The sequence below is a fragment of the Agromyces sp. Y558 genome, from assembly GCF_059445415.1.
On sequence record NZ_JCAIUH010000003.1, the window covers coordinates 51,353 to 68,788 of the forward strand.

A 17,436-nucleotide genomic window follows, 5' to 3' on the forward strand; every position below is an offset into this window, starting at 1 on the left:
CATGACGACCGGCACCGGACGTACGCTGCGTGAACGTCAGCAGGAGCGCACGCGCCGCGATGTCATGCGCGCGGCGCTCGAGCTGATCTCCGCCGACGGCAGCGACCGGATGACGATCGATCGCATCGCCGCGGAGGCGGGGATGTCGCGCGGCACGCTCTACGCGCACTACCCCGACGGCCACGACGAGATCATCCGATCGGCCTACGACCTGCTCGGCGCCGATCTGCTCGCGACCGCGCAGGTGCGCGCCGAAGAGCACACGGACTGGGTGGATCGGCTGACGGCGTACGCGGAGGCGATGGTCGAGCTCGCGCAGGACTCGGAGCTCGGCTTCTTCTACAACATCTCGGGCCCGAGCCGGGTCGGTCTCCATCGGGATCGGGGCACGAGCTCCTTCAGCTACCGAGAGGTCTTCCGCACCGAGCTCCAGGGCGCTCAGACCGCGGGGCTCGTGCCGCCTGACGTCGATCCCGTCGCGACGGCAGGGCTCCTGGTGGGGATGATGCGTCAGGCCGGCATCGACGTCGCGCGTGATTCGTCGCTTGCGGCATCGTACGTGGCAGCCTTCCGCCGCACCCTCGAGGCGCTTTCGCGCTCCCAATGAGGGTGACGCGGAAGAGCCGGCCCGCGTGACGCGGGCCGGCTCTTCCGCGACTGTCGGGTCAGCGCTGGATCACCTTAGGGGCCGAGACCGCCTTGAGGCCGGCGACACCGAACTCCTGGCCGTATCCGGAGGACTTGATGCCGCCGAACGGCACCTGGGGGTTGATCGCGCCGTGCTGGTTGATCCAGACGGTGCCCGCCTGGATCCGCTTCGCGACCTCGACCGCTGCATCCGCGTCGTTGGCCCACACCGAAGCGCCCAGGCCCTGCGTCGAGTTGTTCGCGCGCCGCACCGCGTCGTCGACATCGCTGTAGCGGACCACGGGGATGACGGGACCGAACTGCTCCTCGTCGACGAGCGGGGCGCCGTCGTCGATGTCGGCCACGACGGTCGTGCGGTAGAACAGCGGCCCGTGCTCGGGTGCCGGCTCGCCGCCCGTGACGATGCGCGCGCCGCGGCTGCGGGCATCCTCCACCAGTCCCGCGACGATGTCGTACTGCTTCTCGTTCTGCAGCGGACCAAGCACGTTGCCGGCCGTCAAGCCGTTGCCCATCGGCATCGCGGCGGCCATGCCGGCGAGCGTGTCGACCACCTTGTCGTACTGCGAGTCGTGCACGTAGAGGCGCTTGAGTGCGGCGCAGGTCTGTCCGGTGTTGAGGAAGATGCCCCAGAACAGGTCCTCGGCGATGGCCGAGACGTCGGTGCCGGGCAGGATGATCCCCGCGTCGTTCCCACCGAGTTCGAGTGTCAGCCGGGCGAGGTTGTGCGCCGACGACTCGACGATCTTGCGGCCCGTCGCCGTGGACCCGGTGAACATGATCTTGTCGAGACCGCGATGACCCGCGATCGCGGCGCCGACTTCGCGGTCGCCCGAGATCACGGTGAGCACGCCGTCGGGGAGGTGGCGGTTGAAGACCTCGACGAGCGCGAGCACCGACAGCGGCGTGTACTCGCTGGGCTTCACGACGACCGTGTTGCCCATGCGCAGCGACGGCGCGATCTGCCAGACGGTGATCATCATGGGCCAGTTCCACGGCCCGATCGCACCGACGACGCCGAGCGGGTCGTAGTGCACCTCGGCGCGCGATTCGCCGGCTTCGAACACGACCTCGGGGTCGAGAGCCGTGTCGGCGGCGCTGCGTGTCCAGATGCCGCACGCACCGACTTCGAAGCGGGCGTTCGGACCGTCCATCGGCTTGCCCTGCTCACGCGAGAGGATCACGGCGAGCTCTTCGGTATTGGCGTCGAGGTCGTCGGCGATCGCGTTGAGGATGCGGGAACGTTCGGCGTGGCCGAGTGCAGCCCAAGCGGGCTGAGCGGCGCGCGCGGCGTCGATCGCGGCATCGAGGTCCGCCACCGTGTGAACGGGGGCGTAGCCGATGGTCTCGCGCGTCGCGGCGTCGGGAATCGCGCGACCGTTCGCTTCGGTGGTGGTGATGGTGTCCAGAATCGTGGCTGACGCGGTCACGGGTTCCTCCTCGTCTTCGTGGGCAACGTTGCCCACGAAGACGAGGCTAAGTGTCGTCTCGGGCGGGGGAACCGCGGTCGGGCGAACGGTGCGCGCATCGCACACACGCGTGCGCCTCGTGCGCAGAACCCTGCCGTTCAGCGCGCGATGTCGGCGCGTGCGCTTGCGCGGTACTCGCTCGGCGACATCCCGAATTGCTGCCGGAACGCCCGCGCGAAGGCGGCGGCGTCGGCGAAGCCCCACCGCATGCCCACAGCGGCGATCGGCGCCGTGGCCGCCGCGAGCTCACGCCTGCTCGCTTCGAGCCGACGGTGGCGGATCCAGCCGCTGACAGTGTCGTGCTGCTGCTCGAAGAGCTTCTGCAGGTAGCGCACCGACACGTGGTGCACCGCCGCGATGCCCGCGACCGTCAGGTCGGAGTCCGACAGGTGCGCTGCGATGTAGGACTCGACCCGGGTGCGCAGCGCTCGACGGTGGGTGTCCTCGTCGAGCAGGCTCGTGCTCTCGACGCGTTCGGCGATGGAGGCCATCACCAGGTCCAAGACGGCGTCCGACAGGGGGAGAGCGGCGCGCAGTTCGCCCTCGTTGAGCTGGCGGCTCATCTCGGCAAGGAAGCGCGAGGCGATCGCGCCGATGCCCGTGCGCCCCGAGAACCGCAGCGCCGTGAAGTCACGCAGCACTCCGCGATCGAGATGCAGGGATTCGACCGGGAACATCACGACGAACATGCGGAATGCGTCCTCGGAGTCCACCACGTACGGCCTCGTTGTGTCGTAGAGCGCGAAGTCTCCGGGCGCGAGCGCCGCATCGCGCCCGTCTTGCGTGATGACACTGTAGCCCCGCAGCTGGAGCCCAAGCTTGATGTAGCCGGGATCCGCTTGCGCGATCTGGCGAGCGCCGCGACTCACGCGCACGGCCGAGCCCGAGACGATGTTCACCGATGTGCCCGCGAGCGGTTGCGAGACGAGTCCGCCCATGAAGGCATCGCGCGCCGTCGCATCGCGTCCCGAGGCCAGGAGAGGGACGAAGCTCCCATCGACGGCTGCCGACCACGCATCGAAGCGCTCGCGCGGGCGTAGCGGCGCGCAGTCCAGGACCAAGCGTCCTGCGGGAGAAGGTGCGGCGTTCGGGATCGTCACGGCCGTCTGTGTCAATGGGACCCCTCCACGTCGTCGTGTTCCGTCAGCATACGCGCGACTTTTGCGTTGCTGAATGACCGGTCGAAAATAGTGCGCGGACCATGATGGGGCAATGGATGCCGCTACCGCTGAGCGACCTGGGGCCGGTGTCCGATACGTCTTGCGAGGCTAAGCTCCGAATCTCCCGACGCGGACGCCAGCGACCCACTTTCATGTATCCCGCAAGCTGGTCCGTCAGCGAGGCACATGCTGTCGCGTAGGCGGTTCCTTGGGTTCTTGCCCGCGCTAGCGTTGAAGCGAACAAGGAGGTTTGATGCGTGTCGCCCACCTGCGATCTAGGCCGTGTTGATCAATTTGCTTCGATGGGCCGGGGGGTCGGGCAAGCGTCGGTGCTAGTGTGCGAACGGTGCAGGTAGACCCCTTGATCACGGGAGTGATCTCAGCGTCGTGGATGACCGTGGCGATCCTGGCGGGTGGCTATGCGCGAACGCGGAACAGGTCCGCGTGGAACTGGTTCCTGCTGACGCTCTTCCTTGGTCCGATCGCGGCGTTCTTGATGGTGATGTGGCCGGCGCGTGTTAACCCCTCCGCGGTCCCGGCTCAGGCTTCCGCGGCTGATCGGGATCGTACGAAGACGGGCTAGCGTGCGCTGGTCAGGTCCGTTCTGATCCAGATCAGTGTGGCGGCGAGGGCGATCGCGGCCCGGTCTTGTCGGAGCGCATCGGTATCCCGCACCACTGCTTGAGCTTGTTGACGCAGCGCTCGACGACTTCCTGCACCGCGCCGGCACGTCCTGCAACGACGCCGTCGACGAAAGCATTCGAGGCCGAGCCGGCCGCAAATGAAACTTCAAGATGCTGGATACCGAACCAGGGGTGCGGCCCGGCCTTGACACGGCACTTCTATTTTGGAAGTGTTGTCTTTATGAGCCTATTCATTACCTGCCCGGTCGAGAGCGTCGAGCGCGCGACCACCTTCTACACCGCCCTCGGCTGGACTCTCAACGCCGGGATGTCAGATCACAACGTGTCGTGCTTCGCGATCGCCCCCGAGCAGTACGTCATGCTCGGCAGCCGCGAGATGTACGCGAGCGTCGGCGCCACCGAGGAGTTGACCGGCGGGCCCGACACCCCCTCGAAGGTGACGGTCTCGTTCGACCTCGGCAGCCGTGAGGCGGTCGATGAACTCGTCGAGCGCGCCCGCGCTGCCGGCGGGCGTGTCGGTGACATCGATGACTACCCCTTCATGTACCAGCGCCAGTTCGATGATCCTGATGGCTACCACTACTCGCCGTTCTGGATGAAGCCGGACACCGATCCGATCGCGTGAGCGACCTCGCCGCAGCCCTCGACATCGTCGGAGCACGGTGGGCCCTGCTCATCGTGGAGCGGCTGCTCGACGGGCCACAGCGATACGGGGATCTGCAGCGCGACCTCGGAATGGGGACGAACATGCTCGCGACCCGCTTGCGCGAGCTCGAAGCGGCTGGCGTCCTGCACCGTCTGCCCCTCCGGCACAACACCCGGGCCTATGCGCTGACCGATCGCGGGTTCGCCTTGCGCGCGACTATCGTCGCGCTCGGACGCTGGGGCGCCGAGGAAGCCTAGGTGTGCCCGAGATCGTCGAATCGTCGCGTTATCTCGCCAGTAGTCTCCAGTAAGCGTCCTCAAGGATGCTCAGGCGACATTGATTTCGGCTGGCATCGCCGCCGAGCTGAGAGTGGCCGAAGACTCATGTCGTGTGAGCTCCTGTGTCTGGGGTGGGTTGCGCAGCGGGTTTGCCGACCAAGACTGCAGCGGCGACGCCTGCTAGGGCCATGCTGAGGGAAGCGATACCGAGGGCAAGGCCGAAGCCCGCGAGTTCTGCTTCCGGCGCGGACGTGCTTGTCGCTCCGACATCGGATGCGTATCGCACGGCGATACTCACGAATATTGCGAGGCCAAGAGCCCCGCCGGCGTGGGTCATGGTGGCTTGGATCCCCGATGCGAGCCCCGCATCTTGTTCTCCGACGCCGGACAGTGCCGTGGTCGTCATTGAAGGCAAGAGGATTCCCTGGCCGAGGCCGACGACCACCATGCTGGGTGCAATCTGCCACCAGTAGTTTGCGTCCGGTGACAGGAGGGCGACAGTCAACCCCAGCCCGAGGGCGGTGAGAATGCAACCTCCAGCAAGCACCGTGCGGAGACCCACGCGAGGAATCATGGCCGAGCCGAGGGCGAGACCCGCACCGATTGCGATACCGATCGGCAGGTAGGCGAGCCCCGCGGCCAGCGGCGTATAGTGCAGGATGCTCTGCACGTACAGGCTCAGGATGAACAAGAACGAGCCGAAGGCGGCCGCATTCACGAGCGTCACCGCATTGGCGGTCAGCCGGGTCCGGTTGGCGAAAAAGGCGGGCGGGATCAAGGGTCGGCTGCTTCGGGCCTCGATGAGGAACATCAGCGCAAGCAGCGCTACTCCCACGATGAGCGGGACAACGACGTCAAGGGCAGTCCAAGAATTCTCTGATGCCCTCAGCAGCCCGTAGATGACGGCTGCAAGTCCGAGAGTTCCGGCGAACATCCCGGAGAACTCGGGTCGAGCGGCGTGCACCATTCGACTTTCCCTCAAGAGGCGAGGCCCAAGCACGAGAACCAGGAGCACTACGGGAAGGGCGATGAGGAAGACATAGCGCCAACTCGCTACGTCGGTGAGCACCCCGGAGATTACGGTGCCGGTCACGCCACCGATCCCTGCGAGCGCACCCCAGACGCCGATCGCCTTTGCTCGTTCCGGTGTCTCGGGGAAGAGTACGACGATGAGTGCGAGTGCGGCGGGTGCGGCGATCGCATCGCCAATCCCTTGGATGACCCGGCCGGTGACAAGGATCCACCCAGTTGGCGCGAGGCCCGCGAGGGCGGAACCCGCGGCGAAGACGATGACTCCCGTAAAGAACATCCTGCGTCGGCCCGCGAGGTCGGCGATCCGTCCGCCGAGCAGCAGTAGCCCTCCTGCGGTGAGCGCATATGCGTCGACGACCCAAACGAGGTTTGCGGGGCTGAGGTCGAGGTCAGTGCCGATGCGAGGAAGAGCAATGTTTACAACGGTGAGGTCGAGAACGAGAAGGAATTGCATGACCGCCAGTACTCCGAGGGCCTTCCACCGGCGTGGATCGGCCGGTATGGCGACGCGGTTCGCGACGGGCCGCGTTTCAGAGGTCGACATCGCCGCTTCCGATCTTCTCCCGCAGGGTCCGCCCAGTCTCGAGAAGACTCTTCAAGTCACGCAGCATGTACGGATGACCTCCGCCCGCACCGAGGTGTTCGAAGTCCCCGCTCACCACTGCGGCCATATGAGGAGCTCCGAGGAGATCGTGCGTTACGGTCAAGCGGGAGCGGCCATCTCCCAAGCGCTTGATCGCATATCGCACTTCGGTGGCAGGCTCATCGGCGGATTTCGGATCAACCAAGAAGCGCATTTTCGTCGCGAGCAGCGAGGGTGGATCGTAGGCAGTAACGACACCCTCGATGATGATGTCTGGCGCTGGAACCGTGCCGTCTCCGGCAACAACGCGAAGGTGCGGCGGTTTTTCAACGAAGTAGCGACCTCCGACCCGCGGCTCGACCACAGCACGTCCGCCGTAACCGTATCGGGCTGTCCAATCGGGATCGGTGATTGCCTCCCAAATGCGCTCGGGCGAGACGGCGATCTCGATTTTGTATATCTGAGTCGTACCACGGCGGCGTGATGCGGCCAGGTCTTCGTCGCGCAATCGCGGCACAACAGGAGTGTCGTCATTCATTTCCATGCTCCAATGCCTCTTTCAGTTCGGTCAGCGCTCCGACGCGCTCGGCCGTGTACTTGTCGATCCAGCGGTCGTGGATGAGCCGGATGGGCACGGGGTTCAGGTAGTGCAGCTTCCACCGACCGGATTTTTTGGTCGTGATGAGTCCGGCCCCCTCAAGCACACCGAGATGTCGCATCACACCGAACCGGGTGAGTTCGATGTCGCGCATCAGTTCCGCAAGACTCTGCCCATCGCGGACGAACAGCCGATCCAGTAGCAGCCGCCTCGTCGAGTCGGCCAACGCTTTGAATACCAGTTCGTCGTCGTCCATAGAGGCCAATATAGGTGCCAAGGTTGTCACGTGTCAAAATAGTCACCTATGATGCATGCGAACGAGAGATCGATCGACGTCGCCGATCGACGCGGACGAAGGAGTCATGATGGCCGAAGTACTGCTCTTCCATCACGCGCTCGGCCTCACGGAGGGTTTGCACCTCTTCGCGAACGAGCTACGTCAAGCGGGCCACACCGTGCACACGCCCGGTCTCTTCGAGGGGCGCACCTTCGACTCGATCGAGGCCGGTGTCGCATACGCCGACGAGGTCGGTTGGGATGAGATCATCGCACGCGGCGAGCGCGCCGCGCATCCGCTGACCAACGAGCTCGTCTATGCAGGCTTCTCGCTCGGGGTCATGCCCGCGCAGAAGCTCGCCCAGACCCGTGCCGGCACGAAAGGCGCGCTGTTCTTCTACTCCTGCGTCCCCGTCGCGGAGTTCGGCGGGTGGCCTGCCGGTGTTCCAGTGCAGATCCACGGGATGGATGCCGACCCGATCTTCATGAAGGAGGGCGATGTGGAGGCTGCCCGTGAACTCGTCGAGTCAGCCGACGCCGCCGAGCTGTTCCTCTATTCGGGCGACCAGCACTATTTCGCGGACCCCTGCCTGCCGAGCTACGACGCCGCCGCGACGAAACTCCTAACGCGACGCGTGCTCGAGTTCCTCGCGCGGCGTCAGTGATGGCGCGGGCCGACCGCGAACCGGCTGTTCCCGAGACAACCGGTGAGGACCCGAAGCGGGCTGAATCCTCCACGGGGTGGCTGGTTCGGGACTGTCAGCTGACGGATCGAGGATAGTTCGGCTATTGCCGTTGTCGTCGAGCGCTGCCACGAACAAGGGTTGCGTTCGTCACGTCAGATGGTCTCGCCAGCGTCGGCGAGCAGGACGCTTCCCGTCATGATCGTGGAGAGGTCGCTTGCGGCAAAGAGGACGACGCGGGCAATGTCGTCGGGCGTGCCGGTGCGGCCGATCAGACTCTGGTTCATGACATCCATGGGCGGAATCTCGATTCCGGCGGCTGCTGCCTGCTCCATCATGGTCGTCGCCATGGCGATGTTGCCCTCGGTGGGCACATAGCTCGGGGCGACGCCGAGAACGCGGATACCGAGAGGGGCGAACTCGAGGGCCATCGCCTTCGTCATGCCGCGCGCTGCATGTTTCGAACCCACGTATGCGGTAAGGCCGGGTGCCGGAGCCTGGAAGCCGGCGGTGGAGACGATGTTGACGATAACGCCGCCGCTTTCCGCCATCTGGCTCACGGCCTCGCGTGCGCCGAGGAACGTTCCGCGAGTGTTGACGGCATATACCTGATCCCACAACTCGACTGACATCTGCGGCACGGGGACGCTCGGGAAGAGACCAGCGTTGTTCACCCAGATGGTCAGCGCGCCGGTCACGGCTGCAGCCTTGGCCGCCGCATCCGAGACGGACTTCTCGTCGGTGACGTCCATCCGCACACCCACGGCGGTGATGCCGTGACGTGTACTGATCTCCTCAGCGGCTTCGATTGCGAGTTCGATGTTCAGATCGGCCAGTGCGACATTCGCACCTGCTTCCGCCAGACGCTCCGCGATGGCGCGGCCGAGTCCTTGCGCGCCGCCGGTGACGAGAGCCGCCCGCCCGGTCAGCGAGATCAGATCCGCGAGAGGACGGGTGGACACATCGGGAAAGGGAAAGGACATTGTGGCCTCCGAGTCGGTGACTGAACTGTTATGGCAGACTATGCCAAAACGCGCACCCTGCCAAACGATAGCGTGAACGGATGCAGCGAACCGAAGCACGGATCGGCCGTCCGCCAATCGCGGATCCGGAGGCGTTGCGCTCGAGGCTCCTCGAATTCATCGAAGAGGTCGGTTACCAACGGGCATCGATGAGTGCGCTTGCTGAAGTGGTGGGAATGAGCGTGCGCACCCTTCATCGCTACTTTCCGGCGAAAGCCGACATCGTCTGGGGAGGGATCGAAGTCTCCGTCGTCGCGCTCGCCGCAGAACTGCGCGCCGCGCTTGACCAGACACCTGCCCTCGACGCTGTCGCGGATGCCGTCGCAAAGGCATTCGCTCGCAACGTCGAAGAAGTCACCACCATGCGAGCCCGACTGCGTCTGATTGCGCTGTCATCGGAGCTGCAACACAGCCGATCAGCAACCTTCGACGGCTGGCGGCGTGAGTTCATCGACTTCTTTGCAACTCGTCGCGGCGAGAGCCAAGCGAGTCTGCGATCGGTCGCCGCTGGGGCGGCGATTCACACCGTGATCATGGAATCCCTCAGCTGGTGGGCGCTACACAACGAAGTCGCAGATCCCGCAGAAAGCATTGCCGACGCGATTCGCGGACTGGGTGCGCTGCGCGATGCGTGAGCACGCCTCGGCGATCTGCACCCAGGTCAGTCCGGCACTGCGGACAGCGAACAACAGCCCCGATTCGAGCCCGTCGACTTCGGCGCGCGCCGCAGGCAGGAGCGTGAGCGCACCGTCGACGGCACATTCGGCGCTGTCACCTGTTGCGTCCGCCGTGCGGGGGCGTCTGCAAGCGACCGAACTGGCCGATCTCGGGTAGTGGCGGACCCTGCTTGGGCCTGCGTCCGGCGGTGTCTCCGGCTCCGACGCGGTTGCTGCGCTCGGTGATGGCGACGAGCGCGAGGTGCCGGTCTGCGGTCCAGCAGATGAGCCGTCCGCGCTGATCCTTTGTGCGGCCGAGGATACCGGCGTCGGCCAGTTCGACCAGGGCGTTGTGCGCCGCGGTCTTCGACACCCCGTGCTGCTGGGCGGCGGACTCGACGGTGAGGACGGGGTCAGTCGCGAGCCCGTCGAGGATGCGGCCGATGACGGCGCCGCGTCGCGGGACCGCGGGCGTCTGGCCCCGGGCCCGACGGTAGACGATCAGCTCCTCGCGCGTGCGTTCATCGAGCGCTGCGACGTCGGCGGACAGGCGCACAGCGTTGCCCGCGGCACCCTCGGTGGCCTGGGCGAAAGCGATGACCCAGTCGTCGAGTTGTGGCGGGTCGGCGCGGAACGCGGTGAGACCGGCGATGTACGCGCTCGTGTCTCCGGCGAAGACCGTGCTGATGGGGATGAGGATGTTGCGCAGCGCGTCCGCCCGGTGGAGCACCGTGTGGATGAGCGCGCGCCCGGTGCGGCCGTTGCCGTCGATGAAGGGGTGGATCGTCTCGAACTGCGCGTGGGCGATCGCAGCGCGCACGACCGGGTTGCCGGTCGTCTCGGTCACGAAGCGTGCGAGATCGGTGACCAGCCGTGGCACCTCGGTTTCCGGCGGTGGGATGAACTCGGCTCGCAGCGGACTCCAGCCCGGCCCGCCGACCCAATTCTGCTCGGTGCGCAACCCGGGCTCGAGTGTCGGCTCGATGGCGTGCTGCAGGCCCTCGATGTCGGCCACGGTGATGGGCCGGGAGCGATCGGCGAGCGCGTCGATGGCGGCTTCGGTCGCGCGCACGTTGCCGATCACGTCGAGCGCGACCCGGCTGCCCTCGCGCAGCGACTCGGCGATCGCCAGCCGCTTCGGGCTGATGCGGTTGCCCTCGATCCACGACGACGAGATGCTCTCCGACCGGATCAGCAGGTGATTCAGGTAGGCGCCGCGGGACCCGATGCGCTCGTCGGCGCGCGCGAGCACCGTCACGGCGTCTTCGGCCGCCGACTGCGCCTCTTCACCGAGCGCGGGGAGCGCGGTACCCAGCTCATCGGGGATGAAGGAGTGGTAGCGGCCGGGTGCGCGGTCTTTGCGCCCGAGCTGGCCGACGTCATCGGGATCCCATACCCGTTCGATGAATGTCGGCATCGAGGCCTCCTAAGGCGGGCGGAATTCGAAGTCAAATCAATCTTAGAGCACCTAAGGTTGATTTCGGTCGAGATTTGCCCGCGCGGGTCGGGGACTCACTTTGGCTGAGCCTCGGGTGCACGAAATTGCGTCCCAGCTTGGAGTCGACGCCAATACGGTGCTCGCGCGCCTACGGGAGATGGGCGAGTACGTCAAAGGCCTGGGATGACCAGCCGACGACCGAGGAATACGCCGGTCTCGATTGCGCCCGGTCACCAGTAGCAACTACATGATGTGCAGTTTTCGCACATCGTGTGAAAGGGGCTCAGCGCGAGGGCTGTTGTACGCCGAGAGTTCGCGCAAGATCATATTTGGAAGCGTCGTCGGAACCGGGCTCCACCGTGTAGGTGATGATCCGCAGATCTGTCCCGATCGTGGTGTACACGTCGCAGTCGACGGTGATTGGACCGACGATTGGATGCAGGAAGGTCTTCTCCTCAGACCGTTGCGCGACGGAGGTGCCCTCCAGCCACATTTCTTCGAAACGGTCGATGCGACGCAATCGCTGTAGAAGCTGCTGAACGGAGCGGTCCTTGGGATACCGCAGCGTCGCGTTTCGCATATCCGTCACTAGGGCGCGCTCGAAACGTTCGATGTACGCCGCACTCATCAGGACACTGGGCGCTGTTCCGGTGAACTGCGCTTCGATGAGGTTGTAGTCGCGGTGCGGTTGCCCGAGCATGGCCTGCCAAGACGCGTTTACGGTGAGCAGGGTCCAGTGCATCGTATAGACGCCGATCGCAACATCGGGAGCGCGGAGGAGAAGCCGCTGCACGCTTCGCGGGATGTGGGTTGGCACGTTCGTCGGCAACGGGATCGGTAGCCCCGCCGCCTGGAACAGCTGATCGCGTTCTTCGTCAGACAGCTGTAATGCGCGCGCCAACGCCCTTGCGACCTGCACCGACGGGTTTTGAGAGCGGCCTTGCTCAAGTCGAACGAGATAGTCCACGGACAGCCCTGCCAGCATCGCCACTTCCTCCCGACGAAGACCCGTCAATCGGGCGGACACCGCAGGAAGACCCACCGTCGCGGGCTTCAATCGGGCACGCCACATGTTCAAGAGCTTGCTGAGTTCGCCACGGTCGGTCATGGCTCCATTGTGCAAGAAGCCTCGCAATGGCCACTGGTACCAGGAGTCCTACCCGCATTCTCCCGGCTGCCGCGATGCTGGTCACATCCACCTAGAAAGGAACCCATCGTGGCTGAAATCTTCACCGTCGAGTACTCCTACCCGACCGATACCACCCTCCAGAACGAGCACCTTTCCGCTCACCTGGCCTACTTGGGAGAGCGTGTGGAACAGGGCGAGCTCCTGCTTTCCGGGCCGTGGGGCCAAAACGAGGCTCCCGGTGGGCTACTCATCTACAAAGTCGAGGACCGCGCCCGCATCGACAACATCGTCGACAACGATCCTTACGTCGTTCACAACGTTGTCGTGGACAAGCGCGTGCACAATTGGCGTCCCATCTTCGGACCGGCATCGTCCGCATTCGCTGCCTAACTCTCGGCCTGGCCGCGTGGCAGCGCCAGGCGGCCCTAGCAAATGGAGAAGATCACAAATGAGAAATGGTGGCCTAACAGGTCCAGTAGTCATCCAGCGCATTGAAGGTGCCTTGATCGCGGCTCTCTCGCTCGTGGGCACAATCGTCATCGCCCCAGACTGGTGGTGGATGCCGCTGGCGCTGTTCTTGGTGTTCGATCTGTCCCAACTCGGTTACCTACGGTCTCCCGCCGCAGGAGCAGCCTGGTACAACGCCATTCATACCTACGCCTGGGCGGCAGTTCTGGGTGTCGTCGCGCTAGTAGCCAGCAGCTTCGCGCCCGCTCTGTCGATGTGGTCCGGCATCATCGCCTTCGCCTGGGCATTCCACGTGGGAGTTGACCGGGCTCTCGGATATGGCCTGAAGCTCCCGGATGCCTTCACGCACACCCATATGGGATGGATCGGAAAGAACAGGGAAACGCGTGCCTGAGAGCGACCCCGCGGCGCGGATCGTCGACCGACGGGCGCCGGTAGCTTTCGTACCTTCAGGGCATCAACCGCACCCTGGTCCGCAGCCCGGTCGTCGGCGCGACCGGCGGCAGCAGGGTCATCGCGGCGAGGTCGCGATCCAACGCGTCGATCGGGCGGCCGAAGCCGCGCATGTCCCGGGAGTTCGCCCGCGGCAGCCAGTCAGTCAGCTGCGTATTGAAATCGCCCGGTGAGCCGAACAGCCGGGGCGCAGCACCCCTATTTGTCGTATTTCCAGAATCGACGCTTACCTTCAGCGATCCATTCCAAAGCTTCATCTGTTCGCCGTTGTCGCGTTGCGGTCGTCTTTGCACTTTCAACCCAAACGATATATTCCTTGCGGAATGAGACTGATTGGTTCTCGAAGATTTGCTGAGCAACGACGTTTGTCGACAGTGCGTCTAAGAAGAATGCAGGAGTTTCTATTGGCTTGCTGTTCGGCGCAGCTTTGGCCGTCTTATCGAGCTTTACGCCTCTGTCATTTAGATCCATCGCTTGCTTGACAAAGCCTGCGAGTTCTTCGTCCGAGGGCAGGTCGGACAGACTTGTGATTCTGCTCATGAATCGCTGGCCCGGCTTTACCTTCTTGCCGCATCCGACACTCGCTCGTCGATTTCTTCGAGGGCCAGCAATGCGATTCGAGTTTTGAGGTCGTTGTACCCGTGCAGGTGAGAGTAGAGGCTTGCCGGCTTCACTGCGAAGCGCCGTGCAAGCTCGGCGATGGTCACCTGCTCGAAACCGATCTCATCGACCAGCTCGAAACCGGCCTGCGCCAAACGGTCGCCACTTAAACCCGCTCGTGCCATTCGCCGCATCCTTCCCTCGATGACAAGTCGAACCTACGATGCGTAGGTTATTGCCTACGTGGCGCAGCAAGCACAAAATCGCTCGGGCGATGTGATCAGCGACGACTCACCCGACGCCTGCCCGCTCGGGCAACGAGCCGTGCGCGGCCGGCTGCGCGACCGCACTGGACGCACTGCTGTCCGCGCGCACTGATGGATGCTGAGGGAACGCAGGAGGACGAGTGCCGATCCACGAGCGAGGCGACCAGGGCGCGCAGGGACGGCACGGCGAGCGAGGCGACCCGGGTGCGAAACGCGCAGGCGGCGCGACGCCCGCGAAGCACACCGCACAGCGCGCGCAGGCGTCACTCAAGGCCTCATGGATGCAGCAGCCCGACGATGTCATCGGCCTGCAGCGGGACGCGGGCAACCGCGCGGTCGCGACGCACGTGCAGCGCGATCTCGAGCCCGACTCGCTCGCCGGCCGACATGCGCGCGAGCCGATCCCGAAGGGCGGGCCCGACATCCGGCCGGCGTTGCAAGCGCGGTATCCGGCGCTGCTCGGCGCCCTCACCGCGGCGCAGCTCGACCACTGGCAGCGGGTCGTCGACCATTTCACGATTGCGTGGCACATCGACGCCCGCGTGCGGCGGCTGTGGGATGACTTCGCCTATTACGGTACGGTCCGCGAGCAGCATCCCGACTACCTGAAGGAGCGGCGCCGGCTGCTGAGCGCCGTGCCGCCGAAACCCGACGAGCACCTCAGCGTGGACGTGCGGCTGCTGCTCGCCGACGACGTGCGCGAGCCGCCCGAGTGGGACGTCAAGGCAGAGACCGACTTCCGTCAGTGGGCCGTCGAGCAGATTACGAAACGGCCGCTCGAGCTCAGTATGCGGCCGGTGCCCGGCGAAGCGCTCGGGCAGCACCCGATGCCCGGCATCGTATACAAGACGAAGGGCTTCGTGACGGCCGACGACCTGCGCAACGACTACCCCGAAGAGTACGCGCGGCGCGTGTCGAACCGCGAAGAGCTCACGAAGCTGCGGGAGGCGCTCAAGGAGACGACCGAGGTGTGGCACGAGTTGCAGCCGATGCACGTCGAGCGAAGTGCCATCAACGCGGAGCGCATCGGGTTCGGGGCGATCCGGCACATCTCCGAGGCGCTCGGCGAGGGCAGCGCGCCCTACCCGTCGATCCGCATCTGGGACCCGCCGCGGCAGCTCATCGAGCGTGCGTGGCCGCTGCTGCGCGAGCGCAAGTACGAGCTCGCCGTGCCGATCATCGCCATGGCCGAGCAGTCCACGGCCGAGGCAGCCAAACGTTTCTCGGCGTATGAGAACCGCGTCATGACGGGCGCGGGCACCGCCGTGAAATGGCTCAACCGGCTGAAGACCGCAGGCACCATCGCCGCCGGCATCGCCTCGGGAGGGCTCGGCCTCACAGGCTCGGCCCTCGTCGCCGGCGGCTACACCTTCGCGCAGGAGGGACTCGGCCGCGCGGCTGAAATGCACTACGGCCAGCGCACGAGCCTCGGACTCGCGAGCCTCGTGCAGGCCGCCGGCGTGAGCGCCATTATGACCTACCTCGGCGGCGCCCTGCAGGCCAGATTCCAGGTCGCGATCAAGGCGCGCATCGACCGTATCCCCGACCTCGCGGGCACGAAGCTCGCAGAGCTCACCGCGAGCGCGATGGCCGCCGGCACCTCGTCGGTCTACATGACGGCGACTGAAACCGTTCTGAAGACCGTCGTCGAGGGCAAGGCGCTGCCGAAGAACGCGAACGAGTTCGCCGACCTCATCGTCGACGGCGTGGTGCAGAACGTCGCCATGGATCTCGGCCTCGCCCGCGTCAACAGCCGAGTCGCGAAGGAATATGAGGCGTGGCGCGGCGGCTCGCGCGGCCCCGCAGTCACGGTGCCGGAGACCACGGGCACGGATGCCGGGGGCAGGGCCGGGCGAGCGGCACCCGCGGTCGACGTGCCGGGCGCGGCCGGAAAGACGGGTGCCCGGCTCTCGGATGTAGCCGTGCGATCGCTGCTCACCGAGGCAGGCGGATGGCAACGGCTCCACGCCGAGCTGCAGGGCGGAACGGGCCTCGGCGCGAACCTGCCGCTGCCCGAGCGGCACGCACTCATCGCGCGGTTCGAGGCTCACCGCGAGGGGCTCGCGCGGAACGCGGGCGTGGTGTTCGGCGGCGAAGTCGTCATCATCGACTCGGGCGCGGGGCGTCAGATCGAGGTTCACTTCACGGGAGACGAGGCGGCGCTGCAGGTGCAGCACGCGACCGAATACCTCGATGCGAAATCGAGCGGGTGGGCGCGACAGACCGACGTGCGGCTCGTCGCTGAACCTGCATCGACACGGTCGCCGCAGGCGACCACGGGCGGCCCCGGCGGCAGGGATGCTGCACTCGTCGTCGAGAACCTCGGCCCCGAGGCGCGAGCGCTCGCCACGGAGTTCGTCCCCCTCTACGACCGCTACCGTCGCATGAGCCCCGAAGCGCGATTCGACGCCCTGCTCGAGATCACGAACCGGCAGCTCACGGCGTCGGGTGCGCCGCCGCTCATTCCCAACCACCTGCACAACCCGACGCCCGACCAATTCGGCAAGCAGCCCGCCTCGGTGTGGGAGCTGCATATCAACCGCGATCTCGTGTCTCAGCGGGATCCGACACCAGAGCAGTTCGCCGATGCGTGCGACACGATCGCCCACGAGGCGCGGCACGCGCTGCAGTGGTTCCGCATGGCTCGGCTGCGCATCGAGCGCACGATGCCGGGCGCGACCTACGCCGACGTGCGGTCGCGCGTTGAAGGCGACGTCGTGCTGCGGAACTTCGATGCGCAGACGGTGAAGGCCGCTTGGGAGGCGCAGACCGGGGCACGGCCCGCGGAGTCGTTCCGCGCGGGTGAGCTGCACCATGACGCCGCGGCCGCCTTCTACGAGAGCGTGTTCGGTGCGAACGGTCCGGCTCGGAATCGGATCTACGACATGACGAAGATCCGAAAGGACGAGCTCGGCATCGCGATGCGTCGCCTCGACTTCATCTCACAGCTCGGCCTGCCCGAGAACAACAAGCAACTCGGCGACGCGCGTGCGCGTTTCCAGGAAGCCCTCGATGCGCACACTCGAGCGCACAACGACTACGAGATGCTCATCGAGGAGATCGACGCCCGCATCCACGGGCAGGATGTCGCGGCCGCCGTGCTCAGCGACGCCCGGATGCTCCCGCAGGTGCGCGATCGGGCGCGCGAGGCGCACCGTGCGTTCATCCTCGCCAGTCGCGAGACTCGGGATCCCTCTGGTGGAGGTACTCGTGCCGCCCGAACGACTGCGCGAGCCAACGCCTTCCGCCGGTATGAAGAGGCCATGGAGACGCTGCGTCGGCTCCAGCAGCGCCTCGAGGCGCATGCGGCCGAGGCGGCAAGGGCGGCGGCCTCGGGTGGCGGCGGCGCAGGCGGAACGGCCGGCGGCGGGGCATCCACTCGCTGAACCG

The 17,436-nt window shown here is 65.8% G+C and carries 19 protein-coding genes; 8 read left to right on the forward strand and 11 right to left on the reverse strand.

Annotated features, from left to right (window positions below; genetic code table 11):
• Position 1: 1 nt before the first annotated feature.
• Positions 2-607, forward strand: coding sequence for a TetR/AcrR family transcriptional regulator (locus tag AC1C2T_RS14985; RefSeq protein WP_495385833.1), 606 nt, complete (start codon positions 2-4; stop codon positions 605-607).
• A gap of 58 nt (positions 608-665) precedes the next feature.
• Here AC1C2T_RS14985 and AC1C2T_RS14990 read toward each other — a convergent pair whose 3' ends face one another.
• Positions 666-2,075, reverse strand: coding sequence for an aldehyde dehydrogenase family protein (locus AC1C2T_RS14990; protein ID WP_495385834.1), 1,410 nt, complete (start codon positions 2,073-2,075; stop codon positions 666-668).
• Positions 2,076-2,212: 137 nt separating this feature from the next.
• Positions 2,213-3,214 (reverse strand): AraC-like ligand-binding domain-containing protein, encoded by a 1,002-nt coding sequence (locus tag AC1C2T_RS14995; protein WP_495385835.1) that lies wholly within the window; start codon positions 3,212-3,214, stop codon positions 2,213-2,215.
• A 924-nt stretch (positions 3,215-4,138) separates the two neighbouring features.
• On the opposite strand from AC1C2T_RS14995, the gene AC1C2T_RS15000 reads away from it, so the two are divergent.
• Together AC1C2T_RS15000 and AC1C2T_RS15005 are read left to right on the forward strand one after the other, a co-directional pair.
• Positions 4,139-4,543, forward strand: a complete 405-nt coding sequence (locus tag AC1C2T_RS15000) for a VOC family protein (RefSeq protein ID WP_495385836.1) — start codon at positions 4,139-4,141, stop codon at positions 4,541-4,543.
• Positions 4,540-4,821, forward strand: coding sequence for a winged helix-turn-helix transcriptional regulator (locus AC1C2T_RS15005; RefSeq protein WP_495354360.1), 282 nt, complete (start codon positions 4,540-4,542; stop codon positions 4,819-4,821). The genes AC1C2T_RS15000 and AC1C2T_RS15005 overlap by 4 nt, the downstream gene beginning before the upstream one ends.
• 124 nt (positions 4,822-4,945) lie before the next feature.
• Here the strand turns inward: AC1C2T_RS15005 and AC1C2T_RS15010 are convergent, their stop codons facing one another.
• Genes AC1C2T_RS15010 through AC1C2T_RS15020 form a run of 3 tightly spaced genes read right to left on the reverse strand, consistent with a single transcriptional unit; the run spans position 4,946 to position 7,311 of the window.
• The gene (locus tag AC1C2T_RS15010; protein ID WP_495385837.1) at positions 4,946-6,418 is read right to left on the reverse strand and encodes an MFS transporter; all 1,473 of its coding nucleotides are present in this window, start codon (positions 6,416-6,418) and stop codon (positions 4,946-4,948) included.
• Positions 6,405-6,995 carry an SRPBCC domain-containing protein gene (locus AC1C2T_RS15015; protein WP_495359712.1) on the reverse strand — a complete coding sequence of 197 codons (591 nt, stop codon included), beginning with the start codon at positions 6,993-6,995 and terminating at the stop codon, positions 6,405-6,407. The genes AC1C2T_RS15010 and AC1C2T_RS15015 overlap by 14 nt, the downstream gene beginning before the upstream one ends.
• Entirely contained in the window at positions 6,988-7,311 is a 324-nt protein-coding gene (locus AC1C2T_RS15020; protein ID WP_495380457.1) for an ArsR/SmtB family transcription factor, read from the reverse strand. Before AC1C2T_RS15020 ends, AC1C2T_RS15015 begins: the two co-directional genes overlap by 8 nt.
• Positions 7,312-7,420: 109 nt before the next feature.
• Between AC1C2T_RS15020 and AC1C2T_RS15025 the strand changes: the two genes are divergently transcribed.
• A complete protein-coding gene (locus AC1C2T_RS15025) occupies positions 7,421-7,996 on the forward strand; it encodes a dienelactone hydrolase family protein (RefSeq protein ID WP_495385838.1) in 576 nt (191 codons plus the stop codon).
• Between the two features lie 173 nt (positions 7,997-8,169).
• On the opposite strand, the gene AC1C2T_RS15030 is transcribed toward AC1C2T_RS15025, so the two are convergent.
• The gene (locus AC1C2T_RS15030) at positions 8,170-9,096 is read right to left on the reverse strand and encodes an SDR family NAD(P)-dependent oxidoreductase (RefSeq protein ID WP_495385839.1); all 927 of its coding nucleotides are present in this window, start codon (positions 9,094-9,096) and stop codon (positions 8,170-8,172) included.
• Between AC1C2T_RS15030 and AC1C2T_RS15035 the strand changes: the two genes are divergently transcribed.
• Positions 9,078-9,671 (forward strand): acyl-CoA-like ligand-binding transcription factor, encoded by a 594-nt coding sequence (locus tag AC1C2T_RS15035; RefSeq protein WP_495385840.1) that lies wholly within the window; start codon positions 9,078-9,080, stop codon positions 9,669-9,671. The genes AC1C2T_RS15030 and AC1C2T_RS15035 overlap by 19 nt on opposite strands.
• A 136-nt stretch (positions 9,672-9,807) precedes the next feature.
• Here the strand turns inward: AC1C2T_RS15035 and AC1C2T_RS15040 are convergent, their stop codons facing one another.
• Both AC1C2T_RS15040 and AC1C2T_RS15045 read right to left on the reverse strand, forming a co-directional pair.
• Complete coding sequence (locus AC1C2T_RS15040; protein ID WP_495385841.1) at positions 9,808-11,109, reverse strand: Fic family protein; 1,302 nt, start codon at positions 11,107-11,109, stop codon at positions 9,808-9,810.
• Positions 11,110-11,413: 304 nt separating this feature from the next.
• On the reverse strand, positions 11,414-12,238 hold the full coding sequence (locus tag AC1C2T_RS15045; protein ID WP_495385842.1) for a helix-turn-helix transcriptional regulator: 825 nt from the start codon (positions 12,236-12,238) through the stop codon (positions 11,414-11,416).
• A 108-nt stretch (positions 12,239-12,346) separates the two neighbouring features.
• On the opposite strand from AC1C2T_RS15045, the gene AC1C2T_RS15050 reads away from it, so the two are divergent.
• Together AC1C2T_RS15050 and AC1C2T_RS15055 are read left to right on the forward strand one after the other, a co-directional pair.
• Positions 12,347-12,649: a YciI family protein gene (locus AC1C2T_RS15050; protein WP_495385843.1), complete on the forward strand. Its 303-nt coding sequence runs from the start codon at positions 12,347-12,349 to the stop codon at positions 12,647-12,649.
• A gap of 58 nt (positions 12,650-12,707) precedes the next feature.
• Complete coding sequence (locus AC1C2T_RS15055; RefSeq protein ID WP_495385844.1) at positions 12,708-13,121, forward strand: DUF4260 family protein; 414 nt, start codon at positions 12,708-12,710, stop codon at positions 13,119-13,121.
• A 55-nt stretch (positions 13,122-13,176) separates the two neighbouring features.
• Here the strand turns inward: AC1C2T_RS15055 and AC1C2T_RS15060 are convergent, their stop codons facing one another.
• Genes AC1C2T_RS15060 through AC1C2T_RS15070 form a run of 3 tightly spaced genes read right to left on the reverse strand, consistent with a single transcriptional unit; the run spans position 13,177 to position 13,965 of the window.
• Positions 13,177-13,437 (reverse strand): hypothetical protein, encoded by a 261-nt coding sequence (locus AC1C2T_RS15060; RefSeq protein ID WP_495386134.1) that lies wholly within the window; start codon positions 13,435-13,437, stop codon positions 13,177-13,179.
• Positions 13,379-13,720: a YdeI/OmpD-associated family protein gene (locus AC1C2T_RS15065; RefSeq protein ID WP_495385845.1), complete on the reverse strand. Its 342-nt coding sequence runs from the start codon at positions 13,718-13,720 to the stop codon at positions 13,379-13,381. Before AC1C2T_RS15065 ends, AC1C2T_RS15060 begins: the two co-directional genes overlap by 59 nt.
• A gap of 17 nt (positions 13,721-13,737) precedes the next feature.
• Positions 13,738-13,965, reverse strand: coding sequence for a hypothetical protein (locus AC1C2T_RS15070; protein WP_495385846.1), 228 nt, complete (start codon positions 13,963-13,965; stop codon positions 13,738-13,740).
• Between the two features lie 221 nt (positions 13,966-14,186).
• Here AC1C2T_RS15070 and AC1C2T_RS15075 point away from each other — a divergent pair, with 221 nt between their 5' ends.
• Complete coding sequence (locus AC1C2T_RS15075; RefSeq protein WP_495385847.1) at positions 14,187-17,432, forward strand: hypothetical protein; 3,246 nt, start codon at positions 14,187-14,189, stop codon at positions 17,430-17,432.
• Positions 17,433-17,436 lie beyond the last annotated feature (4 nt).

What these genes read in the sequence shown, in the direction of transcription:
- AC1C2T_RS15025 (WP_495385838.1), top strand. Translation starts at nt 7,421, where the DNA reads ATGGCCGAAGTACTGCTCTTCCATCACGCGCTCGGCCTCACGGAGGGT.
- AC1C2T_RS15015 (WP_495359712.1), bottom strand. Translation starts at nt 6,995, where the DNA reads ATGAATGACGACACTCCTGTTGTGCCGCGATTGCGCGACGAAGACCTG.
- AC1C2T_RS15060 (WP_495386134.1), bottom strand. Translation starts at nt 13,437, where the DNA reads ATGAAGCTTTGGAATGGATCGCTGAAGGTAAGCGTCGATTCTGGAAAT.
- AC1C2T_RS15040 (WP_495385841.1), bottom strand. Translation starts at nt 11,109, where the DNA reads ATGCCGACATTCATCGAACGGGTATGGGATCCCGATGACGTCGGCCAG.
- AC1C2T_RS15035 (WP_495385840.1), top strand. Translation starts at nt 9,078, where the DNA reads ATGCAGCGAACCGAAGCACGGATCGGCCGTCCGCCAATCGCGGATCCG.
- AC1C2T_RS15070 (WP_495385846.1), bottom strand. Translation starts at nt 13,965, where the DNA reads ATGGCACGAGCGGGTTTAAGTGGCGACCGTTTGGCGCAGGCCGGTTTC.
- AC1C2T_RS15045 (WP_495385842.1), bottom strand. Translation starts at nt 12,238, where the DNA reads ATGACCGACCGTGGCGAACTCAGCAAGCTCTTGAACATGTGGCGTGCC.
- AC1C2T_RS15055 (WP_495385844.1), top strand. Translation starts at nt 12,708, where the DNA reads ATGAGAAATGGTGGCCTAACAGGTCCAGTAGTCATCCAGCGCATTGAA.
- AC1C2T_RS15020 (WP_495380457.1), bottom strand. Translation starts at nt 7,311, where the DNA reads ATGGACGACGACGAACTGGTATTCAAAGCGTTGGCCGACTCGACGAGG.
- AC1C2T_RS15065 (WP_495385845.1), bottom strand. Translation starts at nt 13,720, where the DNA reads ATGAGCAGAATCACAAGTCTGTCCGACCTGCCCTCGGACGAAGAACTC.
- AC1C2T_RS14985 (WP_495385833.1), top strand. Translation starts at nt 2, where the DNA reads ATGACGACCGGCACCGGACGTACGCTGCGTGAACGTCAGCAGGAGCGC.
- AC1C2T_RS15010 (WP_495385837.1), bottom strand. Translation starts at nt 6,418, where the DNA reads ATGTCGACCTCTGAAACGCGGCCCGTCGCGAACCGCGTCGCCATACCG.
- AC1C2T_RS15000 (WP_495385836.1), top strand. Translation starts at nt 4,139, where the DNA reads ATGAGCCTATTCATTACCTGCCCGGTCGAGAGCGTCGAGCGCGCGACC.